The sequence below is a fragment of the Sphaerisporangium melleum genome, assembly GCF_014646695.1.
GTDB lineage: Bacteria > Actinomycetota > Actinomycetes > Streptosporangiales > Streptosporangiaceae > Sphaerisporangium > Sphaerisporangium melleum.
In genome coordinates, this window is sequence record NZ_BMNT01000002.1 from 216,581 (window position 1) to 241,256 (window position 24,676).

Consider the following 24,676-nt stretch of genomic DNA (forward strand, 5'->3'; position numbering starts at 1 on the left):
CGTGAGAAGAAGCCGGTTTCGGACGTTTCGTGGCACGGCGGACCCGGCCGGGATCAGTGGCGCCAAGATCAAAGCGACGTAAACGTACATATCCACAAGGTGTCGGTCAAGACCGAAAAATTGGATATTGACGGAACCGGATTTCCCGCCGGATACTCCGGTTGATCATCGCTGCCGATCTTCGACGCCCGTTTGGCCCCAATGCCGGTCGTGGGCCGACGCATGCCTGAGCGCAGGGCGGCTTGAGTCACTCCGGCTACCCACCGCTCATGTGTGGAGGCTTGTCATGCGCTCGGCGAAGAACGTGAACGTCTACCGTGCCACCGTCGCCGCGTTATCCGTCGGCGCCATCGCGGCGGCGGTCTGCGTCGCGGTGACGTGGGCGGTGCTGGACCTGTTCGTGGCCGGGGCCGAAGGGCTCGTCGGCGGCTACCTGACCGGTAGCGCGAACGGCGTCACCGCCGCCGCCGCGGCGGCCACCGGCGGCCCGGTCGACTGGTGGTCCCCCACACTCTCGACGGGCGGCCGGATCTGGCCGGCCCGGTTCCTGCTCCAGGGATCGCCGCTGGTCCTGGTCGCGCTCGGACCGGTGGCCGCCGGCCTGGTGGCGGGCCTGCTCACCCGGGGCAGACGGCGGCTGCTGGCCGCGTCGGCCGGTTACGCCGCCGTCCTCACCGCCGCCGCCGCGATCACCGCGGCCGTGGCCCCCGGCGAGCTCGCGGTGGTCACCACGCCCGCGCCTTCGGCCTTCGTCCTCGGCCTGGCCGTGTGCTTCGCCGCCGGCCTGGCCGGCCAGGCCGCCCGCCGCGTCAAGGTGCTGGCCACGGCCGCCGCCATCCTGCTGGTCGCCCAGTTCGCCGTCTCGGGCTCGGCGGTGGCCGCCCCGGCGCCGCAGGGCGCGGCCGAGTTGCCCATCACCATGGCGGCCGCCGGCCCGCCCGAGCCCGCGCCGGTCGGCTACCTGCGCCCGGGGGTGGCCGAGGCGCTCGCCAAGGTCGGCGTCAAGGACGCGGCGAGCGGGCAGCGGATCGCCCCCGGCGCCGGCCCCGCCGTGGCCAAGGACCCCTGGCTCGGCGTGGCCACGATGCTGAGCATCGAAAGCCCGGCCGGCAAGGGCGTCAAGAGCTGGCTGCGCGCCAACGCCGGGCTCTTCGCCGCCAAGGACCCCGTCGCGCAGTTGCGCGCACTGCCCGCCCGACCCGAGGACCCGCTGGGACTCAAGCACGACTGGTTCCAGCAGGAGGTCGACGGCGTCCCGGTGTACGGCGCGCGGGTCGGCGTGCACCGCGACGCCAAGGGCGCGACGGTGCGCGGCCTGACCAACTACTTCATCCCCGACCTGGTGCCCTCCGGCACCAGGCCCACCCTCGCCGCCCAGGGCGCGGTGGCCGCCGCCGGGCGCGCCATGCCCGGCGCCAGGGCCGGCGCGCCGCCCGAGCTCCTGCTGCTGCCCGACGAACCCGACCCCGGCAAGCCGGTGCCGGCCACTCTGGTCTGGCGGGTGCCGATGGTCGCCGACGACGGACGCTCGACCATCTTCTCCATCGACGCGCTCAGCACCGGCCGGATCGTCAAGTTCGAGCCAGGCCGGCTGGAGTACAAGAACCGCAGCGTCTGGGACCTGGACAACCACCCACGCCCCAGCGGCGGGCCCGCCAGGACCGAGGGCCAGGGACCGGTCGCGGTGGACGACGTCAACAAGGTCTACGACAACAGCGGCCACTTCTACGACTACATGATGTCCACCTTCGGCCGGGACAGCTGGGACGGCGAGGGCGCGCCGATGCGGTCCTCCGCGCGGTACTCCAACAACCGCGACAACTCGCCGGTCAAGAACGCGTTCTTCGACCCGCTGACCGGCGAGACCATGTTCGGCGAGGGCACCGCCACGCTCACGATCGTGGCGCACGAGTGGCAGCACGGCGTGACGTACTCCACGGCCGGACTGTTCTCCTACTTCCAGGGCGGCGCGCTGCACGAGAGCTTCTCCGACGTCTTCGCCGCCTTCACCGAGTACAAGCTGAAAGGCAGCACCTCGTGGAAGGCCGGCGAGGGCAGCTCGCTCGGCGTCATCCGCGACCTGGCCGACCCGCACGCGATCAGCTTCGACGGCAGGCCGCACCCCGCCCACTACAGCGAGTACTGGCTGGGCTGCCTGGACGGCGGGTGGGTGCACTTCAACAGCCTGATCCCCAGCCACGCCTGGTACATCCTGGCCACCCGCATCGGCATCCCGAAGACCGCCGAGATCGCCTACCGCGACCTGAGCATCATGCTCGGCCCGCGCTCCCGCTTCTCCGACACCCGCGCGGGCGCCATCCAGGCGGCCTCCGACCTGTACGGCAAGAACTCGCCGGAGATGCTGGAGACCTGGCGCGCCTTCGGGGCCGTTGGGATCGACGGCTCCTACGAGTCGCCGCGCCAGTTCTGCCTCTGCTTCGCCGACGAGTCGCTGTCCGGGGTGGGCCTGGAAGCGCTGGACCCCCAGGGCTCCAGCACCGACGCGACCGTCGCCGCACTGCTGCGCCTGCGCGGCATGTTCGAGAACGCCGAGTCCGGCGCGGTCATGCACTACGCCCAGCTCTACTCGCGCGCCAACAGCCGGGCGATGGAGTTGCTCACCTCCGATGACGACCTCCGCCGAAAGACCGCGCACGTGATGCAGTCGCTGGAGCCCGCCTTCCGTACGGTCGGCACGTCGGCGGGCGACCGGGTCTTCATCACGCAGTCGCTGGTGGACGAGATCAACGGCGTGGTCGACGCCTACGTCCAGGCCGACGAGGACTCCGGCGGAGACGGGATGTGGCCGGCGCTGGCCCGCTCGGAACGCGAGTACGCCGACATCCAGGCGATGGTCGGCATGACGGCCAACCAGGCGCTCACCTACCTCGACTCCCTCTTCGAATAGGAACTCCATGCGCCTGAGACCCCCCGCGCGCCCCGGAAGCCTGCGCTCGGGCATCCCCCTGCGCCGCCTGCTGCCGGCCCTGCTGGTCCCCGCTCTGCTGCTGGGATCCGCCGTACCGGCCGCCGCCGGCGACCCGCCCCTGCCGGATCGGCTGGACCGTGTGGTCACCGCCCCGCTCGCCGAGCGGGACACGGCCGACGTGTTCGTCATGCTCAAGGAGAAGGCCGACCTGTCCGGCGGGCGCAGGCTGCGCGGCCACGCAGAGAAGGCGGAGTACGGGTTCCGCACGCTGCGCGCGACCGCCGAGCGCAGCCAGAAGGGCCTGCGGTCCTTCCTGCGCGAGTCCGGCGCGGCATTCACCCCGTACTGGCTGGTCAACTCGGTGCTGGTACGCGGCGCCGACCCCGGCCTGGTGCGCAGGCTGGCCGAACGGCCCGACGTCGCCCGGGTGCGGCCGGCCGGCACCGTCTCCCTGCCCGAGCCGGTCGCCACCGCCGAGGCGGTCGCCCGGGCCGCGGCCGGCGTGGAGTGGGGCGTGGACCGCGTGGGCGCCCCGCGTGTCTGGTCCGAACTCGGGACCAGGGGCGAGGGCATCGTGGTCGCGACCATCGACTCCGGCGTGCAGTACGACCACCCGGCTCTGGCAGCGCAGTACCGGGGGAGGAAGGCCGACGGCACCTACGACCACAACTACAACTGGTTCGACCCCACGCTGGTGTGCGGCGCCCCCTCGGTGACGCCGTGCGACAACAACGGGCACGGCACCCACACGATGGGCACCATCGTCGGCGCCGGCGGCATCGGCGTGGCGCCCGGCGCCACCTGGATCAGCGCCAAGGGCTGCGCGACCAGCTCGTGCAGCGACACCGCCCTGCTCGCGGCCGGCCAGTGGATGCTCGCCCCCACCGACCTGCGCGGCCAGAACCCGCGCCCCGACCTCGCGCCGCACCTGGTCAGCAACTCCTGGGGCGGCGACGCGGGCGACCCCTTCTACCAGGAGATCGTCAACGCCTGGGTCGACTCGGGGATCTTCCCGCTGTTCGCCGCCGGCAACGAGGGCCCCGAGTGCGGCACCGCGCACTCCCCCGGCGACTACGAGAACACCTATGCCGTCGGCGCGTTCGGGGCGAACGGCACGATCGCCGCGTTCTCCAGCCGCGGCGACCCCGAGGGCACCTGGACCAAGCCGAACATCACCGCCCCCGGCGACGCCGTACGGTCGTCGGTGCCCGGCGGCGACTACAAGGTGATGAGCGGCACCTCCATGGCCACGCCGCACGTGGCCGGCGCCGTCGCGCTGCTGTGGTCGGCCGCGCCCGCCCTGCGCGGCGACGTCGCCGCCACCCGGCGGATGCTCGACGAGACGGCCGTGGACGTCACCGACTACAGCTGCGGCGGCAGCAGCGCCGACAACCGGGTGTGGGGCCAGGGCAAGCTGGACGCCTTCGCCGCCGTGACCTTCGCGCCGCGCGGCACCACCGGCACGCTCACCGGCACGGTACGGGACGGCACCGGCTCCCCCGTGCCGAACCCGACCGTCACCCTGACGACCTCCGGCGTCAAGCGCACCACCCAGGGCGATGCCGGCGGTGCCTTCAGCCTCAAGCTCCCGCCCGGCTCCTACGCGTTCTCCGTCTGGGCCTTCGGCTTCGCGCCCGCCACCGGCACCGGCACCGTGTCCGCCGGCGCCACCACCACCCGCGACCTGACCCTGTCCGCCGTCCCGCGCTACGACGTGTACGGCGAGGTGCACCAGACCGGCGGCGAACCGCTGCCCGGCGCCGTGGTCTCCATCGACGGCGCGCCCTACACCCCGGTGACCACCGAGTCCGACGGCACGTTCGCCATGTTCGGCGTGCCGATCGGCACCTGGCGGATCAACGTCAAGGGCGCCCGGTGCGGCGGCTCCACCACCGTCACCCTCGAGGTGGACGGCGATGAAATCCTGCCGATCGACACCCCGCTGCGCAAGGACGACTTCGGCAACAAGTGCGACGTGATCCCGCAGCTGAGCTGGCAGCCCGGCAGCACGGCCCTCGCCCTGACCGGCGACGACGCGGGCCTGGCCGTCACGCTGCCGTTCACCTTCCCGCTGTACGGCAAGCCGTACACCAAGGCCTGGATCTCCACCAACGGCTTCATCAACTTCCAGCGGCTCAGCACCTTTTCCTTCAACGGCCCGATCCCGAGCGGCGGCCTGCCGAACGCGGCGATCTACGCCTTCTGGGACGACCTGCTGGTCGACTCCTCGGCCCAGGTGCTCACGACCACGCTCGGCACCGCGCCCAACCGGCGCTACGTGGTGGAGTGGCGCAACGTCTCCCTGGTCGCCCAGCCGACAGCCCGGCTCACCTTCTCCGCCGAACTCCACGAGAACGGGCAGATCCTCTTCCAGTACAAGTCCCTGTCGAGCGGCCTGATGCCCCGCGGCTCCTCCGCCACGGTCGGCATCGAGAACGGCACCGGCATGATCGGCTTCGACTACTCGGTCAACGAGCCGGTGCTGCGGTCCGGCATGGGCATTCGCTTCTACGGCTCCGGCGTCGTCCAGGGCATCGTCCGCGACTCCACCGGCGCGCCGGTCAAGGACGTCGAGGTCTCGCTGGTGCGGTCGGCCGAGGCCGTGGTGGACACCGTCACCGACGCCTCGGGCGTCTACCGGCTCTACGCCCCCACCGGCGGCTACGTGCTCACCGTCAGCGAGCCCGAGTGGGCCTACTGGCGCAAGGATGTCGCCATCGCCGAGGAGGGGCAGGTGATCAACGCCGACATCACCCTGTATCCGGCCAGGGGCACGGTCACCGGTACCGTCCGCGACAGCTCCGGCAAGCCGCTCCCCGGCGCCACCGTCGCCGTCATGGACACCGGCGTACCCGTGGCCACCACGGGCGCGGACGGCTCCTACCGGCTCACCGAGGTGCGCGGCGGCACCCAGTGGATCCAGGTCTTCACCCGGGCCTGCGAGGTACTCGCGCAGAAGCGGCTCACCGTCAACGGTGACATCGTGGTCGACCTCACCGAGGGCATGCCCATCGACCACTCCGGCTGGGCCTGCACCCGCAAGCCGAAGGCCTGGGTCGAGGGCACCGACGTGGTCGCCGTGAACGCCACGACCAGCGCCATGGTGCCGCTCCCGTTCGCCTTCCCGCTGTCCGGCGACACCTTCACCAGCGTCGGCGTCACCGGCCCGGGCCTGCTGCTCTTCTACGACCTGATGAGCGGCAAGTGGTCCTGGGCGGCCCCGTACAACCACCAGCTGCGCTACGACGGGCGGTCCTCGGTGCGCACGGCCACCGCCGGCCAGTCGTTCGTCGTCGAGTGGCGCGACCTCTTGGTCGGCACGAGCGACCTGCGCGTCACCTTCGAGGCCGTGCTGTACCCGGACGGGCGCATCCTCTACCAGTACCGCGACCTCCCCGACGACCCCGAGGTCAGGAACGGCGAGACCGCGGTCGGCGTGTCCAACGCCTACGGCCCCGACATCCTGCTCATCCGTGGACCGCTGGACCCCGAAACCGCCTTCGACATCCGCCCCGCCCCGCACACCTAGCCCCCGTACGGCGGGCAGGAGGCCGCCACGAACCCGGCCCGGAACTTCACCGGGCCGGGTTCGCGCCCTTACCCTCCCGGCTCGGATTCGCCGCCGTCGCGGCGGAAGGCGAACCGAACGACCGGGACCCGACGTCTAGGAATCGTGAAGATTCTCACCTGGACCCGTCTCGGTCTCGCGGCGGCGGTGGTCTGCGCGGCGGCCGCGACGCTCACGGCGTCGTCCGGCGAGTCGCTCTCCTCCCCCGTACCGGCCACCTGCCCGCAGCGCTGGGACAGCGCCGAGATCGGCGGCTGGGTGCCCGCCGTGGCCCGCGTCCGGGGCGCGGCGCGGTCGCTCGTCCCCGGCTCGCCGGTGCGGGCCCTCATCTGCGCCTACCCCGGGGACAACACGCGCCCGGGCGGCGAACGGCTGGCCGGCTCGCGCACGCTGACCGACCAGGCCGCGCCGATGGCTCGCGACCTGGCCTATCTCCCGGTCGTCACCGGCGATGTGGGCCGCGCGTGCACGCAGATGGGCGGACCGTTGACCAACTACCTCATCCGGTTCGCCTACCCCGACGGCCACGCCCTGTGGGTGGGCACCGCCGAGGAGGTCAACCACTGCGTGCGGACCACCAACGGCACGGCCACCAGCAACGCCTACCCCGGGCCCGCCATCGCCACCGCGTACAAGCACGGCGTCTGGCGGCCCACCGCACCGGACGACCCCTGCCAGGGCTCCGGCGCCCGCAAAGGCCAGGACGAGCTGATGGTCCCGGGACGGCCCGGCCGGCTCACCGTGTGCAGGAACGCCACGTACAACAGGCCCCCCTACCGCAAACGGCACGGCAGAGACATCGCCCGCGCCCTGGCCGCGACCCTCAACTCCCTGGACACCATCCCGAGCTCGAACGGCTGCCACGAGACCTCCGGCACGCACGAACGCGGCATCCGCCTCATCTTCGACTACCCCGAAGGGCCGCCCGCCGCGGTGACGATCCTGATCGGCTGCACCCCCGCCGTCGACAACGGCCTCCTCCAGGCCGACCTGCCCGCCCCGCTGCGCGACCGGCTCCTCCGCCTCGCCCCACGCTGACAACGCGCCCGCCTTCGGTGGACGGCGGTGTACTTCTCCCCGATGGGCGCCTTCGGCGGCGTGGTTCCTGTGCCACCCGACCGTATTCGTACCGAGACGCCGTTTCGGGGCGGACCCAAAGAATTACGGCTGGCACTGAAAGACAAGTACTTGGCGCTCAGCGGCATGGATCTTCCCTTCCCCGACGCCAGAGGATGCTTGCACGCCTGAGCCGCGCATCGTCATGCGCGCCCCCTCGGCGTGCGGCCGTACGCATCGCACGGACCGCGTATCACCATCCATGCCCGCCCAGCCGACCGCCTCGGAAAGGCAGACAGAATGCGAAACCGCACCCTCCATCGCGTCGCGTCAGGACTGACCGGCGTGGCACTCGCCGCCACGGCCTTCGTGTCGTTCACCCAGCCGGCGAGCGCCTACACCTGTTCCGGCGGCAAATCCACCACGCTCAACGCCTCCGACGGTGTGGGCTCCGCGGACATCACCTTCTACCCCAAGTGCTCCGACGGGAAGGCGCATTGGAGTGGCACCATCCGCGACACGAAGTGCGACGCGCGCGCCGCGCGGATCATCGTCCAGTCCATCTGGAGCGGCGTGCCGGGTACCCCGGCGTGGAGCTATGACTACGAAGCGCCCAACGGCTGCAACACGGGCCGCTCGTTCAGTGGCAGCGCCGCGGGCATGTCGGGCAACTGGCGGATCGAACTGTACGTCGGCGCCTGCAACTCGACGTCATGCTCCTCCTACACCTACGGGAGCCTGGCCTACAACAGCGCCTGAGCGGCCTTCCGTCCCCCGGACCACCGGCGGACGCAAGGCGCGGAACCCGCGCCTCTGCCGGACCACGCGCCAGAGGACGCACGCCCCCTTCAGGCCATCCGTTTCCTGGCCGGGCCATCTGCCCATCGATCACCCACCCAACGGGAGACAGTGTTGTGAACCGCTGGAGAAGAACGCTCACCCTACTCATCTCGGCATTCCTGGCGACCGGATCATTCTTCGCCATCTCCTCGTCACCGGCGATGGCCGCGAGTTGCTCCAGCCCGATCGTGGTCTCCAGCTCCCCCGTCGCCTCCGTGGACTTCGCGTGGGACGTGTGCAGCGACGGGAAGATCCACGTATGGGCCGGAACGCTGTACGACAGAAGCTGTGACGACCGGACCGCCTACACCAGGTTCTTCCTGCAGCGGAAGTTGAAGGGCGGCTCCAGCTGGAGCTTCATGAACGGCTCATCGCAGTACAAGGTGAACGGCTGCGGCAACTGGTCGACCCTGCCGGAGATCGTCCTCGACCGCAACACCTCCAGCCCTTCGTCGTACGACTTCCGCCTGGTCAACGAGCTGTGGGCCTGCAGTTCCCTCTCCTGCAGCACCTACTACCACTCGTACTACTCCTACAGCTACTGACAGACGAGGGCCGGCAGCCGGTCGTCCCGGCTCCCGATCCACCTCCGTCCCCGTAGCACCACACTGCCGGGCATCGCCAGCCGCGATGCCCGGCAGTCGTCGTTGGTGAAGTCACCACAGCGGGTCGAGGCCACCTCGGCATCGTCAGCACGTCACCGCTACCCGACCGGGTTCACCCTTCCTAGCGGCCATGGCTCGGCCGGTTCGTTACCTTCGGGTGGCGGCGCCCGTCATAGGGGCGACGGCCGTGGATGCCCGCGGTCGTCGGACCGACGAACGGATGGAGACCAAGGTGCTGACCACCATCATGTACGTGACGATCTATGTCACCGACCAGGACCGCGCGCTGGAGTTCTACACCGAGAAGCTCGGCCTGGAGAAGCGCGCCGACCATCAGTGGCCGGAATCACGCTTCCTCACCGTGGGCGTCCCCGGCAGCCCGGTCGAGATCCTCCTCTGGTCGCACGCGCCGGCCGCGGGACAGCCGATGGGGAAGCGGCCGGGGGCCGACCCCGGTCCGATCTTCCTGGAGTCGGACGACCTGCGGAAGGACTTCGAGGTGTTTCGCGGGCGAGGCGTGACCTTCGATGAGGCTGAACCGCAGGACTACCCGTTCGGCGTCCGCATCGAGGCGGTGGACCCGGACGGCAACCGGATCTCGCTCCGCCAGCGGCGCCTGCCGAACCGCACGGACGGCTGACCACGACCCGCACGATTTATCAGCGAGCGATCCGAGGACGATGACGAGATGACCGACACCAGCCGGACGAACATGGTGGCCGAGGCGTTCGAGGCCCAGCGCGACCGGCTGCGTGCGGTCGCCTACCGGGTGCTCGGATCGCACGCCGACGCCGAGGACGTGGTCCAGGAGGCCTGGATGCGGCTCGCCCGCCAGGACACGGCGACCATCGACAACCTGGCGGGCTGGCTGACCACCGTGGTCGGCCGGATCAGCCTGGACGTCCTGCGCTCACGCCAGGCCCGCCCCGAGGCGTCCTACGGCGAAGGGTTCCCCGGGCTCGTGGTGACGGCCGACGACGGCGCCGAGCCCGAGGAGCACGTGGCGCTCGCCGACGCGGTGGGGCTCGCGCTGCTCGTCGTCCTGGACTCGCTCGGGCCGAGCGAGCGGCTGGCGTTCGTGCTGCACGACCTGTTCGCGGTGCCGTTCGCCGAGATCGGCCAGATCCTCGGCAAATCCGCCGACACCACCAAGATGATCGCCAGCCGTGCCCGCAGAAAGGTACGGGCGACCGAACGACCGCAGACCGTCACACGGGAACAGCGAGAGGTCGCCGAGGCCTTCCGGGCTGCGGCCATGAACGGCGATTTCGAAGCACTCCTGCGCGTGCTCGACCCGGAGGTACGGCTGACCGTCGACACCCCCGACGGCGTGGTCGTCGCCCTCGGCGCCACCAAGGTCGCCACCGGCGCGACGACGGTCTCCCGCCACATCGCACGGCATCAGGCGGTGCTCGTCAACGGCCTTCCCGGATACCTCTCCTGGCGCGAGGACGGCACCCCCCTATCGCTCATCTCCTTCACGGTCACCAACGCCCGCATCACCGCCATAGCAATCGTGACCGACCCTGCCAAACTCACATCCCTCCACCTGCCGACCCCCACCTGAGCCACCCCACGCGGGCTTGTACGACCCTGCCGGCGGGCCATGGACGGTCGCTCGCTCCGTCCCACGCCCGGCGTCCCACGGAACAGGCACATCCCGAGATCATCCAGGGGTACGGCAGACCCGGCCCGGGTGCTTCTTCCGGGCCGGGGTCTTGCTGGTCAGGGGTTACTTGAGGAGTTGGCGGGCCATGACGACGCGTTGGATCTGGTTGGTGCCCTCGTAGATCTGGGTGATCTTGGCGTCGCGCATCATGCGTTCTACGGGGTAGTCGCGGGTGTAGCCGTAGCCGCCGAGGAGCTGGACGGCGTCGGTGGTGATCTCCATGGCGGCGTCGGAGGCGGCGCACTTGGCGGCGCTGGAGAAGAAGGTCAGGTCGGCGACCTTCTCTCCGTGCATGGCGGCCTCGGACTTGGCGGCGGCGGCGTAGGTGAGCTGCCGGGCGGCCTCTAGCTTCATGGCCATGTCGGCGATCATGAACTGCAGTCCCTGGAACTCGGCGATCGGCTTGCCGAACTGCTTGCGCTCCTTGACGTACCCGATGGCGTAGTCGAGCGCGCCCTGGGCGATGCCGAGGGCCTGGGCGGCGATGGTGATGCGGGTGTGGTCGAGCGTGGCCAGGGCCGTCTTGAAGCCGGTTCCCTCCTCGCCGATCAGCCGGTCGGCCGGGATGCGGGCGTTCTCGAAGATCACCTGGCGGGTGGGTGAGCCCTTGATGCCGAGCTTCTTCTCCTTGGCCCCGAAGGAGACCCCTTCGTCGCCCTTCTCGACCACGAAGGCCGAGATGCCGCGCGCCCCGGCGTCCGGGTCGGTCACGGCCATGACGGTGTAGAACTCCGACACGCCCGCGTTGGTGATCCACATCTTGGTGCCGTTGAGCACGTAGTGGTCGCCGTCGCGGACCGCCCGGGTCTTCATCGCCGCCGCGTCGGAGCCGGCCTCGGGTTCGGACAGCGCGTAGGAGAACATGCCCTCCCCGCGCGCGACACGCGGCAGGTAGCGCTGCTTGAGCTCCTCGGACGCCGACAGCAGCAGTGGTACGGTGCCGAGCTTGTTCACGGCCGGGATCAGGGACGAGGAGGCGCAGGCCCGCGCGACCTCCTCGATGACGATCACCGTCGCGAGCGCGTCGGCGCCGGCCCCGTCGTACTGTTCGGGGACGTGCACCGCGTGCAGGTCGGCGGCCACGAGGGCCTTGTAGGCGTCCCACGGGAACTCGCCGGCCTCGTCGACCGTGGCGGCGTGCGGGGCGATCTTCTCGTCAGCGAGAGCCCGGACGGTCTCGCGCAGCATCACGTGCTCTTCGCCGGGCGCGTAGAGAGGGAAGCTCATGGACAAATACTAGGACGTCCAACAATACGGTGTCCGGCCTGGGGGTATATGAGACACAGCTCTCTGCGAAATGTCCGGTTTGTACTGTTGCTGCGACCGGAGGGGCCGATAACATGCCCCGGCAACGTTGCGGTAAAGATTGGGTCGAACAGCGATACACGAAAGGAGCACGCTCGTGCCCTATCGCCTGACGGTCCTGGGGACCGGATACCTGGGTGCCACGCACGCGGCGTGCATGGCCGCGCTGGGCTTCGAGGTGCTCGGCCTGGACGTGGATCCCGGCAAGGTCGCCTCCCTGCAGGCGGGGCGGCTCCCCATCCACGAGCCGGGCCTGGAGGAGCTGCTCCAGCAGGGCCTGGCCTCCGGGAAACTGCGCTTCACCACCTCCTACGAGGAGGCCGCCGAGTTCGGCGACGTGCACTTCATCTGCGTGGGCACGCCCCAGAAGAAGGGCGAGTACGCGGCGGACGTCTCCTACCTGGACGCCGTGGTCGAGTCGCTGGCACCGCACCTGACCCGCGAGTGCCTGGTGGTCGGCAAGTCCACCGTGCCGGTCGGCACCGCCCAGCGGCTGGCCGACAAGCTCGTCCGGCTGTCGCCCGCCGGAGACGCCGTGGAGCTCGCCTGGAACCCCGAGTTCCTGCGCGAGGGCTTCGCCGTCCGGGACACCATGCACCCTGACCGCATCGTCCTCGGCGTGGTCTCCGAAACCGCCGAAAAGGTGATGCGGGAGGTGTACGAGGCGATGCTCGCGGAGGGCACGCCCCTGGTCATCACCGACTACCCGACCGCCGAGCTGGTCAAGGTCGCGGCGAACGCCTTCCTGGCCACCAAGATCTCCTTCATCAACGCGATGGCCGAGGTCTGCGAGGCCGCGCACGCCGACGTGAAGGACCTGTCGCTGGCGCTGTCGTTCGACGAGCGCATCGGCGGCCGGTTCCTCAACCCGGGTCTGGGCTTCGGCGGCGGCTGCCTGCCCAAGGACATCCGGGCGTTCATGGCGCGGGCCGGCGAGCTCGGCGCCGACCAGGCGCTCACCTTCCTGCGCGAGGTGGACGCCATCAACATGCGCCGCCGCGCCCGCATGGTCGACCTGGCCCGCGAACTGGCCGGCGGCTCCTTCCGCGGCTGCTCGGTCACGGTGCTCGGCGCGGCGTTCAAGCCGAACTCCGATGACATCCGCGACTCGCCGGCGCTGGACGTCGCCGTGAACATCCGCGAGCAGGGCGGCGACGTCACGGTGTACGACCCGGTGGCCCTTGCGAACGCGCGCCGCGCCCATCCGGCGCTGCGGTTCGGCGAGTCGGCGCTGGAGGCCGCCCGGGGCGCGCACGTGGTGCTGGTGCTGACCGAGTGGCAGGAGTTCATCGACCTCGACCCGGAGGAGCTCGGCCAGGTCGTCGCCGGCCGCAAGATCGTGGACGGGCGCAACGCGCTGGACGCCGAGACCTGGCGCGCCGCCGGCTGGCACTACCGCGCCCTCGGCCGCCCCTGAGGGTCCGGCAACCGGAGTTCGCGCGGATCAGGTCACCATGGTGCGGAACCAGGGCCCGCCGTCCGTACGGGACGGCCGCCCGGGTGGAACGACCGTCGCCGGGAACGCCGCTCCTGCGGGCAGAGGCGGGACGGCCCGGCCCGGAACGCCGTTCCGCCGCCACGATGCCGCGGTGACCTGCCGGTTCTGACGTCGCGGGCCACGTCCCCCTCGCGAGGGGCGTGGCCCGTTCCGGTATTCGTACGCCGGGTGTCAGCCGTCGCCGGCCGCCAGGGTGGCGGCCTCGGCGCGCAGGCGTTCGCCCTTGGCGTGCGCCTGGTCGCGCAGCGACGCCTGGAAGCCGGTCATCTTGCCGCGCAGCTCCTCGTCGGCCGCCGCCAGGATGCGTACGGCGAGCAGGCCCGCGTTGCGCGCGCCGCCGACCGCCACGGTGGCGACCGGCACGCCCGCCGGCATCTGGACGATGGACAGCAAGGAATCCATGCCGTCGAGGTACTTCAGCGGCACCGGGACGCCGATCACCGGCAGCGGCGTGACCGAGGCGAGCATGCCCGGCAGGTGGGCGGCGCCGCCGGCTCCGGCGATGATGACCTTCAGGCCGCGCCCGGCGGCCTCTTCGCCGTAGGCGATCATCTCCTGCGGCATGCGGTGGGCCGAGACCACGTCCGCCTCGAAGGGGACGCCGAACTCGCCGAGCGCCTCGGCGGCGAGGCGCATCACGGGCCAGTCGGAGTCGCTGCCCATCACGATGCCGACCACGGGTGCGCCGGCCATCAGACGTACTCCCCCGTGGCCAGGTGGACGGCGGCGTGCCGGGCGCGGGCCCGTACCTCGTCCAGGTCGGTGCCGAACGCGGTGACGTGCCCGATCTTGCGACCGGGCCGCACCTCCTTGCCGTAGAAGTGGATCTTCACGCCGGGGTCGTGCGCCATCACGTGCTCGTACCGGCCGAACACGCCGGGGTCGGCGCCGCCGAGCACGTTGACCATGACCACGACCGGCGCCACCGGGGCGGGCGAGCCGAGCGGCAGGTCCAGCACGGCGCGCAGGTGCTGCTCGAACTGCGAGGTGCGCGAGCCCTCGATCGTCCAGTGGCCGCTGTTGTGCGGGCGCATGGCCAGCTCGTTGACCACGACCTTGCCGCCGGGGAGCTGGAACATCTCGACGGCGAGCAGGCCGGTCACGCCCAGCCCGTTGGCGATCTTCAGCGCGATGTGCTGCGCCTGGGCGGCGTCCTCGGGGTCCAGGCCCGGCGCCGGGGCGATCACCTCGACGCAGATGCCGTCCTGCTGGACGGTCTCCACGACCGGGTAGCTCACCCCCTGGCCGTGCGGCGAGCGCGCCACCAGCACCGCCAGCTCGCGCTCGAACGGCACGAACGCCTCGGCCATCAGCTCGGTGCCGCTGTCCAGCACCTCGGCGGCCTCCTCGGGCGAGGAGCAGACCCACACGCCCCGGCCGTCGTAGCCGCCGCGCACGGCTTTGAGCACCACCGGCCAGCCGTGCTCCTTGCCGAACGCCTCCAGGTCCTCCCGGCCGGAGACGCGGGCCCAGGCGGGGCAGGGGACGCCCATCGCCGTGAGACGCTCGCGCATCACGGCCTTGTCCTGCGCGTGGACCAGCGCCTCGGCGCCGGGGCGTACGGCGACGCCCTCGGCGGTCAGCGCCTCGATGTGGCCGGTCGGCACATGCTCGTGGTCGAAGGTGATCGCGTCGCAGCCCTCGGCGAACGCCCGCAGGACGTCAAGGTCGCGGTAGTCGCCGAGCCGGGTGTCGGCGATCACCCGGGCCGCGCTCTCGTCGAAGGAGTTCGCCAGCACGCGCAGGTCGATGCCGAGCGCGATGGCGGCCTGCTGGGTCATCCGAGCGAGCTGCCCGGCGCCGACCATGCCGACGACGGGCCCGATGGGAGGGGTTTCTCTCCTGGTCACAACACTGGTCACAAGCCCAAACCCTACCCAGGCCGGTCAGGTGACCGTGTTGACGGCCCAGTCCCCATGGCGCTCGCTCCGCTCCCGCGTGCTCAGGCGCCCTGGGGATCAGGTGGTGATGTCGGCCAGGGAGCGGGACATGGCGATCGTGGTGAGCTTCTGGTCGGCGCCGACCCTGGTGGCGAACTGGACGATCTCACTGACGTGGATGGTCTTGGGGCGGGCCGAGCGGGTGAACGCGCGCACCGCGTCCGCGCCGAACAGGGGGTGGGCGAGCCTGCCCGAGCGGGCCCTCTGCGTGTACACGATCTTGACGGCGTGGAAGACCAGCGCGCCGCCCTCGCCCACGCCGAGCGCCGTGGTCTCCCCCGGCACGAGCTGGACGTCGTAGCTCAGCCGGTCGGGCCGTACGCCGGCGGGTTTGCGCACCAGCTCGGTCAGCAGAGCGCGCAGCGGGTCGCCGGAGGCCACCCGCACCCCGCTCAGACCGAACCGGTCGGACAGGAACGCCAGGTGCTTCTGCGGCACGAGCCGGGCCCGCAGCCCGTCCTCGGGGTCGTCGGTGGGGACGGCGCGGGTGGCGTGGTCGGCTTCGAGGTCGGGGGCCTTGCCGACCAGCCGCACCGGCCCGTACGCCAGCCGCCAGCGGTCCTCCTCGTAGGCGAACAGGAAGTAGGACGGCTGCGGCTTGCGGGCCAGCGCGACGAACCAGGGACGCTCCTGCGGGCGGTCGGGGAGGAAGTACTCGACCTTTTCGTAGGAGACCCGCGCGGGAACCGGGCGGCCGTTCCGGGTGGCCTCGCAGGCACGGCCGCCCAGTTCGCTCGCGGCGGAGGTGGTCAGGAACAGGACCTCTTCGCAGTCCCGCTTCTCCCGGGCGTAGTCCAGCTCTTTGAGCAACTCGAACGCCGTCGCGGCCTCGCTCTGCGACAGGGTCCGCGTGGGAACGGCGGCCGAGGTGGATTCGTCCGGTGCGGGGGTGGGACCGCCCCCGCTTCCCGCGCCACAGCCGGTGAGGCCGGTCAGCAGCGCGACGCTGACTCCCGTAGCGACCAGTCGGCGCAGCACAGCGCAGCCACCTCCATGGCACACCTGTGGGATCTGCGGCGCAGCCTAGCGCACCACCCTGGTTACTAGCCGTGAAAATCCCGATATTTCCACAAATGGTGTCAATGATGGGACGGATGGGCAGAAGCCAAGCGGCCGGTACCCGGGTAACCTGTGATGGCTCCCGGACACCTAGGAAGGACCGTTGTGCAGTTCATCCGTCGCCTGTATGACCAGTTCTCCTCCCTCGTCCGAGAGCTCGCGAAGTTCGGCACAGTGGGAGCCGTCGCGTTCGTCATCGACTGGGGTGGCACCAACCTCCTGCGGTACGGCGTGGAGTTCGGCCCGCTGACCTCGAAGGTCATCGCCACGGTGGTCGCCGCCACCTTCGCCTACCTGGCCAACCGCTACTGGACCTGGCGCCACCGCGAGCAGACCGGCCTCGCCCGCGAGTATTTCCTGTTCTTCGTACTGAACGGCATCGGCCTGCTCATCTCGCTGCTCATCATCGGGTTCGTCGAATACACGCTCGAAATGACCGACCCGTTGAGCTACAACATCTCGCTGATCATCGGCACCGCGCTCGGCACCCTGTTCCGGTTCTGGTCGTACAAGAAATGGGTCTTCCTGCCGGCTGATCTGCCGCCGGTCGCCGCGGCCACCGGGCTGCCGGAGGCCACCGACGAGGCCCCGCCGCAGCGGAGCACGTCCACCCCGGTTCCGCGGCCGATGCCGCAGACACAACCGTTGCCGCCGGCCGGGCTGTCCGGCGCCGAGGCCAGTGCCAACGGCAGCACTCCGGGCATCACTCCGGCCCGCTGAGCAAGCGGGCCCACGGCCCGCAACGGCCCGCCGCGCGGCGGGTCAGGCCGGCCCGCTGACCACCCGGTGGCGGGCGGCCTCCTCGGCCGGGCGCAGGAACAGCGCGAACACGGCCGGTCGCATGCGCACCAGCTCAAGTCGTCCCCCGTCGGAGGCGGTGAGCGCGCGGGCCAGTGTCAGTCCCAGGCCCGTGCCGCCGCCGCCGCTGACGTTGCGGTCGAACACGCGGGCGCGCAGGTGCTCGGGGATGCCCGGCCCCTGGTCGGCGATCTCGATCACGATGGACTTGTCCGAGCTGCCGGTCGTGATGGTCACCTCGCCCGCGCCGTGCTCCAGCGAGTTCTCCAATAACGTGGAGACCACCTGGCTGAGCCCGCCCGTGCTGACCATGGCCCGCAGGCCGCGGTCGCCGGCCAGGCGGAGCGTCCTCTTCGCCCGGCGGAAGGCGGGCTCCCACTCGGTGACCTGCTGGTGCAGCACCTCGTCCACGCGGATCGCCTCCGCCTGGGCGTGGCGCTGGCGGCGCGCGGCGGCCAGCAGCTCGTCGATCACCGCGGTCAGCCGTTCGGCCTGGACGATCGCGGCCTCCCCCTCCTCGCGCACGATGGCCGGCTGGTCGGCGGCCGCCACGATCTCCTCCAGTCGCATCGTCAGCCCGGTGAGCGGCGTGCGGAGCTGGTGGGAGGCGTCCGTGGCGAACTCCCGCTCGCGGCTCAGCAGGTCGGCGATGCGGGTGGCGCTGCGGTCGAGCACCTCGGCCACCCGGTCGAGCTCGGGTATGCCGTAGCGGTGCCTGCTCGGCCGGGCCTCCCCTGACCCCAGCCGCTCCGCGATCCTCGCCAGGTCCAGGAGCGGCAGGGCGAGGCGGCGCGACTGCACGACGGCGAGCGACACGGCCACGGCCAGCGCCAGCCCGGCGAGGGCCACGATGAGCATGAGCCATCCCCGGACGTTGCGCTCGACCTGGGCGCGGTCGCGCGTTATCCGGACATAGACCCCGCTCTCCGAGTGGGACTCCTCGGTCATCTGCCGGCCCGGCGGTGGTTCGCCGCCGACGATGACGGTCGGGCTGTTGCGGATGAAGATCTGGACGTACCTGCTGGGATACTGCCGCTGCAGTTCCTCGGGATCGATCGGGCGATCCTCGATGCGGGCGTATTCCACCTGGCTCAGCAGCAGCGTCGCCTGTGCCCGGAGCTGCTGGACCGCCTCGTCGTTGATGAGGCGGGTGACCACCAGCCCGAGCGGCACCCCCAGGAGCAGAACCGCGATGGCCGCGACCACCAGGGTCGAGGACAGCAACCTCCGGCGCATCTAGCCGTGCGCTATTCACGCTCGAATCGGAAGCCCACCCCGCGGACCGTGGTGATGTAGCGCGGCTTGGCGGCGTCGTCCCCCAGCTTCCGCCGCAACCACGAGATGTGCATGTCGAGCGTCTTGGTCGATCCCCACCAGTTGGTGTCCCACACCTCGCGCATGATCTGCTCGCGCGTGACGACCTTGCCGGCGTCGCGGACGAGCACGCGAAGGAGGTCGAACTCCTTGGTGGTGAGATGCAGCTCCTTGTCCCCCATCCAGGCACGGCGCGAGTCGGCGTCGATGCGCACGCCCTGGACCACAGGGGTCTCGGACGTGCCACGCCGCAGCAGTGCGCGCACCCGGGCGAGAAGTTCGGCAAGCCGGAACGGCTTGGTGACATAGTCATCTGCACCGGCGTCGAGCCCGACCACCGTGTCGACCTCGTCGACGCGTGCGGTCAGGATGAGCACGGGCGTGCCGTGCCCTTCGGCGCGGATGCGGCGGGCGACCTCCAGGCCGTCCATCTCCGGTAGGCCCAAATCGAGCACGATGAGGTCTACGCCCCCGGACAGAGCCCTTTCCAGGGCCTGCGGGCCATCGGGGCTCACCTCAACCTGGTAGCCCTCACGGCGCAGGGCACGCGCCAGGGGCTCTGAGATCGAGGTGTCATCCTCGGCGAGAAGTACGCAGGTCATAAAGCGATCGTAGGACCTTAGGCGATCGTTTCCCGGGTACAGCGCGCGGTTTGACTCGTCGTTGACCCACCAATTGACCTGGGCAAAGACTCCGAAACTCGGACGACCCCGCCCGCATTGCCTTCTACCCCAATGGCATCAGCTGTACCCTCGCGAAGCCGTCCGGGAAACGCGTCGCGGCGTGTCGCGGCCACGACCGGAAACCGGGGACGGAAGGGACGCGGAGGCGAAGAGGCGGGCGGGGCCCGGCGGAGATCAGGAAGCGGAGCCGGAGCCGCCGGGGAGGTCCACGTAGCGCTGGAGGTAGAGGCCCTCGCCGAGGGTCTCCAGCAGGTGCAGCTCGGTCTCCAGGTAGTCGATGTGGTGCTCTTCGTCCTGGAGGATGTCCTCGAAGATGCGAGCGGAGGTGACGTCGCCGCGCTCGCGCATGAGCTGGATGGCCGGGCGCAGCCGCCGCACCACGTCGATCTCGAGCTGCAGGTCGGCGGTGTGCTGCTCCTTCACGGTCTGCCCGATGTGCAGCGTGCCGAGCTTCTGGTAGTTGGGCAGGCCCTCCAGGAAGAGGATGCGGTCGGTGAGCACCTCGGCGTGCCGCATCTCGTCGATCGACTCGGCTCTGGTGACGGCGGCGAGCTTGGTGTAGCCCCAGTGCTCCTGCAGCTTGGCGTGCAGGAAGTACTGGTTGATGGCGGTGAGCTCGGACGTCAGCTGCTCGTTGAGCAGAGCGATGATCTCCTTGTCTCCCTGCACGGGCAGGCACCCCTTCCTAGGCGGTTATGACCAGTTCCTCCGATCTCTTCAGGATTGCACATATCTTCCGCACGCATGTCGCGCAGTCCCCGCCCGCGCCCGTGGCGTCGCGGATCTGCCGCGCGCTCCTGGCGCCCGAGGCGATGCAGTCGTGCACGTCGTTCTCGGTGACGGCACGGCAGATGCACACGTACATAGGGGGACGCCCTCCGGGGTCAAATAGGTTAGGCATACCTAAGGTAACCCGTGTTGGTAAGGCTTGCCTATGTGAGCTGTACGACACAGGCCGGACCTTCACCCGGCCGTGCCCGCCTCCGGCCCTCTGCCGTACTCCGCCCGCCCGGCGCAGGACCACGCCTGGACGTACTCCGCCCTGCCGGTGACCCGGCGTCAGTGCCCCCGGGCGACCCACTCGGCCAGGTCGGGCGCCTCGGCGCCGATGCTGGTGGAGTCGCCGTGCCCGGTGTGCACCACGGTGACCGACGGCAGGGTCAGCAGCCGCTCCCTGATCGAGTCGATGATCGTGTCGAACGACGAGTACGACCGGCCGGTCGCTCCCGGCCCGCCGGAGAACAGCGTGTCGCCGGTGAAGACGGCGCCCAGCGCCGGCGCGTACAGGCACACCGCCCCCGGCGAGTGGCCCGGCGTGTGCAGCACGCGCAGCTCGGTGCCCGCGACCCGCAGCACCTCGCCGTCCGCGAGCGGCGTGAACTCACGGGCCCCGCCGTAGACCATGTCCCACAGCACCTCGTCGGCCGGGTGCAGCATGATCGGCGCCCCGGTCGCGTCGGCCAGCGCGCCGGCCGCGTTGATGTGGTCGTTGTGGCCGTGGGTGCAGACGATGGCCACGAGGCGCCGGTCGCCGACCGCCTGCCTGATCGCCTCGGCGTCGTGCGCGGCGTCGATCACGACCACCTCGTGGTCGTCGCCGACCAGCCACACGTTGTTGTCGACGTCCCAGGTGCCGCCGTCCAGCGTGAACTTCCCCGATGTGACGATCTTGGCGATCATCGCGCGCCTTCCCCTCGTACCGTCCCCCGTCGCGAGCGCACCGCTCCCCGGCTCACAGGACGACCACCGAACGCAGCACCTCGCCGCGGTGCATCTTGGCGAAGGCGTCCTCGACCTCGTGCAGTTCGATCGTCTCGGACACGAAGCCGTCCAGGTTGAGCCGGCCCTGCAGATAGAGGTCGATCAGCATCGGGAAGTCGCGGCTCGGCAGGCAGTCGCCGTACCAGGAGGACTTCAGCGCCCCGCCCCGGCCGAAGACGTCCAGCAGCGGCAGCTCCAGCGTCATGTCCGGCGTCGGCACCCCGACCAGCACGACCGTCCCGGCCAGGTCGCGCGCGTAGAACGCCTGCTTGTAGGTCTCCGGGCGGCCCACCGCCTCGATGACCACGTCGGCGCCGTGCCCGCCGGTCAGGGCGCGGATCGCCTCGACCGGATCGGTGGTCGTCGAGTTGATCACGTGCGTGGCGCCGAACCCTCCGGCCCAGTCGAGCTTGCGGTCGTCCACGTCCACCGCGATGATCTTGGAGGCGCCCGCGAGCGCGGAGCCGAGGATCGCCGCGTTCCCCACACCGCCGCAGCCGATCACCGCGACCGAGTCGCCGCGGGTCACCCCGCCGGTGTTGATCGCGGCGCCGAGGCCCGCCATCACCCCGCAGCCGAGCAGCCCGGCCACGGCGGGACGGGCGTCCGGGTCGACCTTGGTGCACTGACCGGCGGCGACCAGCGTCTTCTCGGCGAACGCGCCGATGCCGAGCGCGGGGGCGAGCGGCGTACCGTCGGCCAGGGTCATCTTCTGCGTGGCGTTGTGCGTGGCGAAGCAGTACCACGGCCGGCCGCGCAGGCAGGCCCGGCAGGTGCCGCACACGGCGCGCCAGTTGAGGATCACGTAGTCGCCGGGAGCGACCTCGGTCACGCCGGGGCCGACCGCCTCCACCACTCCCGCGGCCTCGTGGCCGAGCAGGAAGGGGAACTCGTCGGTGATGCCGCCCTCGCGGTAGTGCAGGTCGGTGTGGCACACCCCGCACGCCTGCACGGTGACGACGGCCTCGCCCGGCCCGGGGTCGGGCACGATGACGGTCTGCACCGTCACGGCCTCGCCCTTGCCACCCGCGATCACACCCTGGACTTCGTACGGCATGGTGCGTCTCTCCCTCTTTCGGCCTGACCAACGTATATCGGCACGCCGTCACGGTTGACAACGAGGGCGGCACGCTCCGATGGCGCCCCCTTCAGGCGGCCGGGCGGGGCGCCCGGTTCAGCCGCGGCGCAGGACGTACGGCTGGATCACCCCGAGCCCGCGGGCGGGCCTGCGGCGGATGCGCTGGAGCGAAAGGCCGGTGCCGTCCTCGATCGACTCGGCGACCCCGGGGTCCACCAGCACCGTGCAGGGCCGGGCGATCGCCGTGAGCCGCGCCGCGAGGTTCACCGTCGTGCCGAACACGTCCCCCATGACCGGGAGCACCGGTCCGTACGACAGCCCGACGCGCACCTCCCGGCCGTCCTCCTGGATCACGTCCACCAGGTCGAGGGCGACCCGCGCGGCGATCTCGGCGGTCGGCGCGGTGAACAGCACCTCATCGCCCAGGGTCTTGACCAGGCGGGCGCCGTGACCGGCGACGACGTCGGAGGTCTTGGCCTCGAAGTTCTCCACCAGCTCGGCCAGCCCCTGCTCGTCCAGCTCGCGCGACACCTGGGTGAACGACACCAGGTCGGCGAACCCGACGGCCAGGCTGGGCCGGCCGGGCCCGCCCTCGGCGTCGGCGTCGGCCGTCGCGAGCAGGCGGGTGCCGACCGCGGCGAGCTGGGAGCGCCACACGTGCACCAGCAGGCTCTCGAAGTCGGGCAGCAGCCGCTCGGTGACCGCCACCAGCCCGGCCGGTTCCTCGCCGGCCGGCGCCTCGGCACGGTCGAGCACCGCGCCGATCATGATCTCGGTCTGCCACTGGGCGAGCCGGGCCGTGGTCTGGCCGAGCGCACGGGCCATCCGTACGACGGTCTTCTCGTCGATCGCGTCGTCGTCCAGCATCGCGGCCACCCGGCGCAGCGCCGTCACATCGGCGTCGGTGAAGGCGGGAGTGTCGTCGGCCGGGGTGGCGAAGCCGAGCGCACGCCAGAGGCGCTGGGCCAGCTCCCCCTGGACGCCGGCCAGCCGTGCCACCTCACCCCGGGTGTGGCGCGGCGCCGAGCCGACGAACAGCCGCTCGATCTGCTCCGCCGTCGGCCATCGCGCCGTGTCCGTCTCACGCACCTTCAGGAGGTTACGCCACGTTCGGGACAGGTCTCACCGGCCGTCCACCTCGCCGTCAGAGGCGTCCTCCACCAGCCGGAACAGCTCGGCCCGGACCGACTGGATCTTCGGGATGTCCTTGAGGACGATCTCTCCCCGGTCGGAGGCCGACTCGACCACCAGCGTGCCGCAGCCGAGCAGCCGCTCGACGATGCTCTGGTCGGAGCTCACGCTGTTCACCTTGGCGAGCGGGATGTCGTCCTCGGACTTGCTCAGGATGCCGGTGCTGATGTTGAACCGGTGCGTGGTCAGCGTGTAGGAGGTCGTCTTCCACCGCAGGTACGGAATGAACGACCACAGCGTCAGCGCGACCACCGACACCACCGCCACCGCCAGCCAGGCGACGCCCGCGTACTCATAGCCGCTGGGGATGAAGAAGAACGCCGCGCTGGAGGCGGCGACGACGATCAACAGTGCGAAGAACGGCAGGACGAGGCGCTTCCAGTGCGGATGGAAGGACGCGACGACCCGCTCCCCCGTCGTCAGAAGGTGTTCAGGGAGACCCATGCCGCAAATCGTGGCACGCCGCCCGCCCTCGCGTCTGCATGCGTTCTCCAGGCGTGATCCGGAGTCGCACCCGCGTGCGCCCGGCCGGGAGGGGTCAGCCTTCGGCGGGGCGCAGGTGGACGATGTCGCCGACGCTGAGCGCGTGGTCGGTGCCGCCGGCATGGACGATCAGGAATCCGGCGGCGTCCACTCCGGTGGCCACCCCGCGCAGCACCTGGTCGCCGGGCAGCTCGACCCGGACCTCCTTGCCGATCGTGGCGCTCGCCGCGGCGTAGGCGGTGCGCAGGCCGGAGGCGTCGGCGTCCCCCTCGGCGGCCGCCCAGTCGCGGTAGTGGCTCTCGACCTCGCGCAGGATCGCCCGGATCAGCGGATCGCGGTCGGTGCACGCGGCCTTCTCGATCACCAGCGAGGTCGCGGTCGGCACGGGCAGCTCCTCGGCCCGCAGCGAGACGTTCAGGCCCATGCCGATGACCACGCCGCCGTCCACCCGCTCGGCGAGGATGCCCGCCAGCTTGCGCTCGCCGATCATCAGGTCGTTCGGCCACTTCAGCCGGACGTCGACCTCGGCGAGGCGGCGTACGGCGGTGGCGGCGGCCAGCGCGAACATCAGCGTCAGCCAGCCCTGGCGGGCGGGCGGGACCCGCGGGCGCAGCAGCACGGAGAAGGTCAGCCCCGACCGGGCGGGAGAGGTCCAGGTGCGGTCGAGACGGCCGCGCCCGGCGACCTGGTGCTCGGCGATCAGCACGGCCCCCTCGGGGGCCCCCTCGCGGGCCTGCCCCGCCAGGTCGGCGTTGGTGGAGCCGGCGCGGTCGACGACGCTCAGCCGCGTCCACAGGCCCCCTTCGTGGACCAGGGCGCGGGTCAGCGCCGCCTGCGACAGGGGCGGCCGTTCGAGATCGGTGTAGGGCGAGTCCGGCACCCCTCCATCCTGCACCCAC

General features: G+C 71.0%; 22 protein-coding genes. 9 read left to right on the plus strand and 13 right to left on the minus strand.

All coding sequences use genetic code 11. The features are described from left to right. Positions 1–286 precede the first annotated feature (286 nt). From IEY93_RS02735 to IEY93_RS02765, 7 genes are all read left to right on the plus strand, one after another. Positions 287–2,908: a M4 family metallopeptidase gene (locus IEY93_RS02735; protein ID WP_189161319.1), complete on the plus strand. Its 2,622-nt coding sequence runs from the start codon at positions 287–289 to the stop codon at positions 2,906–2,908. Positions 2,909–2,915: 7 nt separating this feature from the next. Beyond that, positions 2,916–6,458, plus strand: coding sequence for an NIDO-like domain-containing protein (locus IEY93_RS02740; RefSeq protein ID WP_189161320.1), 3,543 nt, complete (start codon positions 2,916–2,918; stop codon positions 6,456–6,458). Positions 6,459–6,602: 144 nt separating this feature from the next. Continuing rightward, a complete protein-coding gene (locus IEY93_RS02745) occupies positions 6,603–7,535 on the plus strand; it encodes a hypothetical protein (RefSeq protein WP_189161321.1) in 933 nt (310 codons plus the stop codon). Between the two features lie 318 nt (positions 7,536–7,853). Continuing rightward, on the plus strand, positions 7,854–8,312 hold the full coding sequence (locus IEY93_RS02750) for a hypothetical protein (RefSeq protein WP_189161322.1): 459 nt from the start codon (positions 7,854–7,856) through the stop codon (positions 8,310–8,312). A 155-nt stretch (positions 8,313–8,467) separates the two neighbouring features. After that, on the plus strand, positions 8,468–8,938 hold the full coding sequence (locus IEY93_RS02755; RefSeq protein ID WP_189161323.1) for a hypothetical protein: 471 nt from the start codon (positions 8,468–8,470) through the stop codon (positions 8,936–8,938). 292 nt (positions 8,939–9,230) lie between these two features. Next, positions 9,231–9,638 carry a VOC family protein gene (locus IEY93_RS02760; protein WP_189161324.1) on the plus strand — a complete coding sequence of 136 codons (408 nt, stop codon included), beginning with the start codon at positions 9,231–9,233 and terminating at the stop codon, positions 9,636–9,638. 48 nt (positions 9,639–9,686) lie between these two features. After that, complete coding sequence (locus IEY93_RS02765; protein ID WP_189161325.1) at positions 9,687–10,565, plus strand: sigma-70 family RNA polymerase sigma factor; 879 nt, start codon at positions 9,687–9,689, stop codon at positions 10,563–10,565. Positions 10,566–10,730: 165 nt separating this feature from the next. Here the strand turns inward: IEY93_RS02765 and IEY93_RS02770 are convergent, their stop codons facing one another. After that, positions 10,731–11,894 carry an acyl-CoA dehydrogenase family protein gene (locus IEY93_RS02770; RefSeq protein ID WP_189161326.1) on the minus strand — a complete coding sequence of 388 codons (1,164 nt, stop codon included), beginning with the start codon at positions 11,892–11,894 and terminating at the stop codon, positions 10,731–10,733. 175 nt (positions 11,895–12,069) lie between these two features. Between IEY93_RS02770 and IEY93_RS02775 the strand changes: the two genes are divergently transcribed. Then, positions 12,070–13,389 carry a UDP-glucose dehydrogenase family protein gene (locus IEY93_RS02775; RefSeq protein ID WP_189161327.1) on the plus strand — a complete coding sequence of 440 codons (1,320 nt, stop codon included), beginning with the start codon at positions 12,070–12,072 and terminating at the stop codon, positions 13,387–13,389. A 252-nt stretch (positions 13,390–13,641) separates the two neighbouring features. Here IEY93_RS02775 and purE read toward each other — a convergent pair whose 3' ends face one another. The 3 genes from purE to IEY93_RS02790 form a co-directional block, all read right to left on the minus strand. Next, positions 13,642–14,163, minus strand: coding sequence for a 5-(carboxyamino)imidazole ribonucleotide mutase (gene purE / locus IEY93_RS02780; RefSeq protein ID WP_189161328.1), 522 nt, complete (start codon positions 14,161–14,163; stop codon positions 13,642–13,644). Then, a complete protein-coding gene (locus IEY93_RS02785; RefSeq protein ID WP_268241519.1) occupies positions 14,163–15,332 on the minus strand; it encodes a 5-(carboxyamino)imidazole ribonucleotide synthase in 1,170 nt (389 codons plus the stop codon). The genes purE and IEY93_RS02785 overlap by 1 nt, the downstream gene beginning before the upstream one ends. 96 nt (positions 15,333–15,428) lie before the next feature. Then, positions 15,429–16,388, minus strand: coding sequence for a DUF8094 domain-containing protein (locus IEY93_RS02790; RefSeq protein ID WP_189161329.1), 960 nt, complete (start codon positions 16,386–16,388; stop codon positions 15,429–15,431). Positions 16,389–16,574: 186 nt separating this feature from the next. Here IEY93_RS02790 and IEY93_RS02795 point away from each other — a divergent pair, with 186 nt between their 5' ends. Continuing rightward, a complete protein-coding gene (locus IEY93_RS02795; protein ID WP_229690798.1) occupies positions 16,575–17,189 on the plus strand; it encodes a GtrA family protein in 615 nt (204 codons plus the stop codon). 42 nt (positions 17,190–17,231) lie between these two features. On the opposite strand, the gene IEY93_RS02800 is transcribed toward IEY93_RS02795, so the two are convergent. The 9 genes from IEY93_RS02800 to IEY93_RS02840 all read right to left on the minus strand — a co-directional run bounded on the left by IEY93_RS02800 (position 17,232) and on the right by IEY93_RS02840 (position 24,657). Further along, complete coding sequence (locus IEY93_RS02800) at positions 17,232–18,503, minus strand: ATP-binding protein (protein WP_189161331.1); 1,272 nt, start codon at positions 18,501–18,503, stop codon at positions 17,232–17,234. 11 nt (positions 18,504–18,514) lie between these two features. Then, positions 18,515–19,183: a response regulator transcription factor gene (locus IEY93_RS02805; protein ID WP_030451323.1), complete on the minus strand. Its 669-nt coding sequence runs from the start codon at positions 19,181–19,183 to the stop codon at positions 18,515–18,517. A 255-nt stretch (positions 19,184–19,438) separates the two neighbouring features. Further along, positions 19,439–19,933 carry a bacterioferritin gene (bfr, locus tag IEY93_RS02810; protein WP_189161332.1) on the minus strand — a complete coding sequence of 165 codons (495 nt, stop codon included), beginning with the start codon at positions 19,931–19,933 and terminating at the stop codon, positions 19,439–19,441. A gap of 16 nt (positions 19,934–19,949) precedes the next feature. Further along, positions 19,950–20,165, minus strand: coding sequence for a (2Fe-2S)-binding protein (locus tag IEY93_RS02815; RefSeq protein WP_308425728.1), 216 nt, complete (start codon positions 20,163–20,165; stop codon positions 19,950–19,952). Positions 20,166–20,323: 158 nt separating this feature from the next. Next, complete coding sequence (locus IEY93_RS02820; RefSeq protein ID WP_189161334.1) at positions 20,324–20,944, minus strand: MBL fold metallo-hydrolase; 621 nt, start codon at positions 20,942–20,944, stop codon at positions 20,324–20,326. Positions 20,945–20,996: 52 nt separating this feature from the next. Further along, positions 20,997–22,082: an S-(hydroxymethyl)mycothiol dehydrogenase gene (locus tag IEY93_RS02825; RefSeq protein ID WP_189161335.1), complete on the minus strand. Its 1,086-nt coding sequence runs from the start codon at positions 22,080–22,082 to the stop codon at positions 20,997–20,999. 117 nt (positions 22,083–22,199) lie between these two features. Continuing rightward, positions 22,200–23,192 carry an adenylate/guanylate cyclase domain-containing protein gene (locus IEY93_RS02830; RefSeq protein ID WP_189161336.1) on the minus strand — a complete coding sequence of 331 codons (993 nt, stop codon included), beginning with the start codon at positions 23,190–23,192 and terminating at the stop codon, positions 22,200–22,202. A gap of 33 nt (positions 23,193–23,225) precedes the next feature. Beyond that, positions 23,226–23,738 (minus strand): PH domain-containing protein, encoded by a 513-nt coding sequence (locus IEY93_RS02835; RefSeq protein WP_189161337.1) that lies wholly within the window; start codon positions 23,736–23,738, stop codon positions 23,226–23,228. Positions 23,739–23,832: 94 nt separating this feature from the next. Further along, on the minus strand, positions 23,833–24,657 hold the full coding sequence (locus IEY93_RS02840) for a biotin--[acetyl-CoA-carboxylase] ligase (protein ID WP_189161338.1): 825 nt from the start codon (positions 24,655–24,657) through the stop codon (positions 23,833–23,835). Between the last annotated feature and the right edge of the window lie 19 nt (positions 24,658–24,676).

Excerpts from the sequence above, each read along its gene's own strand:
- IEY93_RS02735 (WP_189161319.1), top strand. The coding sequence starts at position 287 with ATGCGCTCGGCGAAGAACGTGAACGTCTACCGTGCCACCGTCGCCGCG.
- IEY93_RS02740 (WP_189161320.1), top strand. The coding sequence starts at position 2,916 with ATGCGCCTGAGACCCCCCGCGCGCCCCGGAAGCCTGCGCTCGGGCATC.
- IEY93_RS02750 (WP_189161322.1), top strand. The coding sequence starts at position 7,854 with ATGCGAAACCGCACCCTCCATCGCGTCGCGTCAGGACTGACCGGCGTG.
- IEY93_RS02765 (WP_189161325.1), top strand. The coding sequence starts at position 9,687 with ATGACCGACACCAGCCGGACGAACATGGTGGCCGAGGCGTTCGAGGCC.
- IEY93_RS02770 (WP_189161326.1), bottom strand. The coding sequence starts at position 11,894 with ATGAGCTTCCCTCTCTACGCGCCCGGCGAAGAGCACGTGATGCTGCGC.
- purE (WP_189161328.1), bottom strand. The coding sequence starts at position 14,163 with ATGGCCGGCGCACCCGTGGTCGGCATCGTGATGGGCAGCGACTCCGAC.
- IEY93_RS02800 (WP_189161331.1), bottom strand. The coding sequence starts at position 18,503 with ATGCGCCGGAGGTTGCTGTCCTCGACCCTGGTGGTCGCGGCCATCGCG.
- IEY93_RS02805 (WP_030451323.1), bottom strand. The coding sequence starts at position 19,183 with ATGACCTGCGTACTTCTCGCCGAGGATGACACCTCGATCTCAGAGCCC.
- IEY93_RS02815 (WP_308425728.1), bottom strand. The coding sequence starts at position 20,165 with ATGCCTAACCTATTTGACCCCGGAGGGCGTCCCCCTATGTACGTGTGC.
- IEY93_RS02820 (WP_189161334.1), bottom strand. The coding sequence starts at position 20,944 with ATGATCGCCAAGATCGTCACATCGGGGAAGTTCACGCTGGACGGCGGC.
- IEY93_RS02825 (WP_189161335.1), bottom strand. The coding sequence starts at position 22,082 with ATGCCGTACGAAGTCCAGGGTGTGATCGCGGGTGGCAAGGGCGAGGCC.
- IEY93_RS02835 (WP_189161337.1), bottom strand. The coding sequence starts at position 23,738 with ATGGGTCTCCCTGAACACCTTCTGACGACGGGGGAGCGGGTCGTCGCG.